Source organism: Novosphingobium sp. 11B (genome assembly GCF_054589055.1).
The window spans coordinates 1-3,028 of record NZ_BAAILP010000088.1 but is presented as its reverse complement, the minus strand read 5'-3'; the positions used below and the strand labels follow the sequence as shown (position 1 = coordinate 3,028).

3 protein-coding genes are annotated in these 3,028 nt (G+C 63.3%); all 3 read left to right on the top strand.

Annotated elements, in window-relative coordinates:
- Positions 1-127 precede the first annotated feature (127 nt).
- The 3 genes from ACYPYD_RS07865 to ACYPYD_RS07855 are packed head-to-tail and all read left to right on the top strand — an operon-like array spanning position 128 to position 2,867.
- Positions 128-826 (top strand): DsbA family protein, encoded by a 699-nt coding sequence (locus ACYPYD_RS07865; RefSeq protein ID WP_236727346.1) that lies wholly within the window; start codon positions 128-130, stop codon positions 824-826.
- A 36-nt stretch (positions 827-862) separates the two neighbouring features.
- Positions 863-2,023 carry a sensor histidine kinase gene (locus tag ACYPYD_RS07860; protein ID WP_036525575.1) on the top strand — a complete coding sequence of 387 codons (1,161 nt, stop codon included), beginning with the start codon at positions 863-865 and terminating at the stop codon, positions 2,021-2,023.
- Between the two features lie 46 nt (positions 2,024-2,069).
- Complete coding sequence (locus ACYPYD_RS07855; RefSeq protein WP_008831834.1) at positions 2,070-2,867, top strand: LytR/AlgR family response regulator transcription factor; 798 nt, start codon at positions 2,070-2,072, stop codon at positions 2,865-2,867.
- The last annotated feature ends 161 nt before the right edge of the window (positions 2,868-3,028 follow it).

Sequence of the window (3,028 nt, the reverse complement as noted above, 5' to 3'; positions counted from 1 at the left end):
GAAGCAATCCAGGGCGGCTCAAGACTGCCCTGGATTGCTTCGCTGCGCTCGCAATGACGAAGTGTTTTTCAAATCAGGCGCCTGCCTCCCGCTCCAACGCCTTTCATAACGGATCAGCATCTAAATCATGAGTACAGCCGGCAAGTTCGTAATGGGTATCGTGGGACTGGCCGTCGTCGGCGGCGCAGGCTGGTACGGCGGCCGCATCGCCGTGCAGCACGTGGTACACGACTACATCCTCGAAAACCCCGAAATCCTGCCGCAAGCGATGGACGAACTGCGCCGCCGCGAGGCCGCCAAGGCGCTCGGCGGAGTCCGTCAGGCGGTCGAGACGCCGTTCCCCGGCGCCGTGCTGGGCAATCCCGACGGCAAGGTCACGCTGGTCGAGTTCTCCGATTATGCCTGCGGCTACTGCCGCCAGAGCCTGCCCGACGTCGCCCAGCTGATCGCCAAGAACCCGGACCTGCGCATCGTCGTGCGCGAACTGCCGATCATCAGCCCGCACAGCCCGGATGCCGCGAAGATGGCCCTCGCCGCCGCCGAGCAGGGCAAATACGCGCAGTTCCACGATGCCATGTACAAGGCCGGGCAGGTCGATGCCCCCACCATCGAGGCGGTCGCCAAGTCCATCGGCCTCGACATGGACCGCGCCCGCCGCATCGCCGCCAGCCCGACGGTGGAGGCCGAGCTTGGCCGCAGCATGGAAATGGCCCAGCGCCTCGGCTTCTCCGGCACCCCCAGCTGGATCGCGGGCGACAAGCTCATTCCCGGCGCGGTCGGCTTCGACCAGTTGTCGGAAGCCGTAAAGGCCGCACGTGGCGCATGATTTGAAACCTTTGCAAGATCGTCTAGGTTTGTCTGCATGAGCGTCCTGCCTATCCAGCCCATTCCCTTCTTCGCCGACAAGGACCGCGCGTTCTGGCGCCTGCAGTTCATCGGCTGGGGCGGCGCCATGGTGCTGCGCACGATGTCGACGCTGGCGAACAACCAGTCCTCGGCCTCGCTTGTCCTGGTCGTCATCGCCACGATCACGGGCTTCTCCGTCTCGCTGGTGCTCTCAGTGATCTATCGCGCGCTGATCAAGCGCCGGCCGATCGTCACCTGGGGCCTGACCGCGCTGATGCTGCCGGTCGCGGTGGCGCTGCACGCGTTCATAGACGCCTGGGTCATCTCGCTCTGGCGCGGCGAGGGGGACAGCTTCGCGCAGCTGTTCCTCGGCGTCTTCTACTTCGACGCGACGCTGCTGGGTGCGTGGACCGCCCTCTACTACATGGTGAACTTCTACCTGCAGGTGGAGGAGCAGAACGACCAGCTGATCCGGCTGGAGACCCAGGCCACCAGTGCCCAGCTGGCGATGCTGCGCTACCAGCTCAACCCGCACTTCCTGTTCAACACGCTGAACTCTATCTCGACGCTGGTGCTGCTGAAGCAGACAGAGCCCGCCAACGCGATGCTCAGCCGCCTGTCCTCATTCCTGCGCTATACGCTCATCAACAAGCCCTCCGCGCGCGTCACCGTGGAGCAGGAGGTCGAGACCCTCCAGCTCTACCTCGACATCGAGCGCATGCGCTTCGAGGAACGGCTGCGCACCACCTTCACCATCGATCCCGCCACCGAAGCCGGACTGCTGCCCTCGCTGCTGCTACAGCCGTTGGTCGAGAATGCGATCAAGTACGCCGTCAGCCAGCAGGAAGCCGGGGCCGAGATCACCGTCGCCACGCAACTCATCGGGCCGATGCTTCGCATCACCGTCTCGGACACCGGGCCGGGCTTGCAAAGTCCCACGACCGACAACAGGCTATCGGGCATGACCTACGATGGAGGGGAGCCGGTTTCCACCGGCGTGGGATTGTCCAACATCCGCGACCGCCTGTCGCAGGCCTATGGCGAGAACCACCGTTTTGAAACGATCGAACCGCTGGAAGGCGGCTTCGCAGTCGTGATAGAACTCCCTTTCGAGCGCCGCGAAACCACCGAGGACATGTCCGAACCCGCGCGTCAGCCCGTTCAGATGGCGCGATGAAACAATCCTGCCCCGTGCGCGTTAGCCGCACCGGAGACACATACCTATGACCATTCGCACGATTCTCGTCGACGATGAGAAACTCGCAATTCAGGGCCTGCAACTGCGGCTTGAAAAGTACCCCGACGTCGAGATCATCGACACTTGCGCGAACGGGCGCGAGGCGATCCGCAAGATCAAGACGGAAAAGCCCGACCTCGTCTTCCTCGACATCCAGATGCCCGGCTTCGACGGCTTTTCCGTCGTCAAGGGCGTGATGGAGATCGAACCGCCGCTGTTCGTCTTCGTCACCGCCTACCAGGAACACGCCGTCCGCGCCTTCGAGGCGAACGCGGTGAACTACCTGATGAAGCCGGTGGACGAGAGCAAGCTGGACGACACCCTTGCCCGCGTACGCCAGCGCCTGTCCGAGAAGCGCAGTTCCGAGGAAGCGGAGAAGCTCAAGACGGTCCTCGCCGAAGTCGCCCCCGACGCGGTGGATCACATGCCCGAGGAGACGGACCCGAACTCGGACCGCTACGAAAAGCTCATCAATATCAAGGACCGCGGCCAGATTTTCCGGATCGACGTCGACTCGATCGAGCACATCGAGGCTGCCGGCGACTACATGTGCATCCGCACCGCCGACAACTCGCTGATCCTGCGCGAGACGATGAAGGACCTCGAACGCCGCCTCGACCCGCGCGTGTTCCAGCGCGTGCATCGCTCGACGATCGTGAATCTCAATCAGGTGCGTCAGGTGAAGCCGCATACGAACGGCGAATGCTTCCTCGTGCTCGATTCGGGCGCACAGGTGAAGGTTTCGCGTTCATATCGGGACGTGATCGCGCGGTTCGTTCACTAAGAATTGTGAAGGGTAGAAGCAGGGGAGCATAGCCCCCCTGCACCCCCAGTACGTCGTCGTCGTGCGCGCCGCTTCGTGGGGTGCTGACCTCAACCTTCGTCATTGCGAGCGTAGCGAAGCAATCCAGGGCGGCCTTCAACTGCTCTGGATTGCTTCGCTAC